Consider the following 566-nt stretch of genomic DNA (forward strand, 5'->3'; position numbering starts at 1 on the left):
TGCGCCGAGTCGTGCAACACAGAGGCAATATACGGCCGGTCCGGGTTGCCATCCTCAAACGCAATCGCCACTTCGGTGCCCGCCAGCAGCGGCAGGTGCAGGCCGTAGGTGTCACCCGCATACGGTCGAGCCTGACGAACCCACAAGCTTTCGTAACCCGGCTCCCAACTGTCACGGTCGAACATCAGATTGACACGGTAGCGCCCGTCTTTGTCGATATGACCATAGGTGTCGTTTGCAGTGGTGCTGGTGACCCGCGCCGGCAAGGTTCCGGCCATAGTCGGCTTGCGGATAAGTGCTGGACGGAAGCAATAATCTTCGGAGTAAGGAATGGCTTCAAAATGCACTTCATAGCTGCGGTCACGGCGGGCGTGGCTGGTGATGCGGGTGATTATCACCCCTTTACCAAACTGTGCCGGCACATCGCTTCCGGTGACTTTCAGTTCCTGACCCGGCCCCAGTGTCGCCGCATTGGCCACCCCGGCGAAACGTGCCTGATTATTGAGGTAACGTTCATGGCGCAGGCGGGCATAAAATGCCCCACTTTCACTGTCCGGCTCACGCCC

The 566-nt window shown here is 59.2% G+C and carries 1 protein-coding gene; it reads right to left on the reverse strand.

Features of this window, described 5'->3' with window-relative positions:
- Window positions 1-566: type VI secretion system tip protein VgrG (gene vgrG, locus OVO64_RS20435; protein WP_145510108.1), on the reverse strand; the 566-nt coding region annotated here is incomplete at both ends.

The organism is Yersinia sp. Marseille-Q5920 (genome assembly GCF_946902935.1).
In the GTDB taxonomy this organism is placed as follows: Bacteria; Pseudomonadota; Gammaproteobacteria; order Enterobacterales; family Enterobacteriaceae; genus Yersinia; species Yersinia rochesterensis.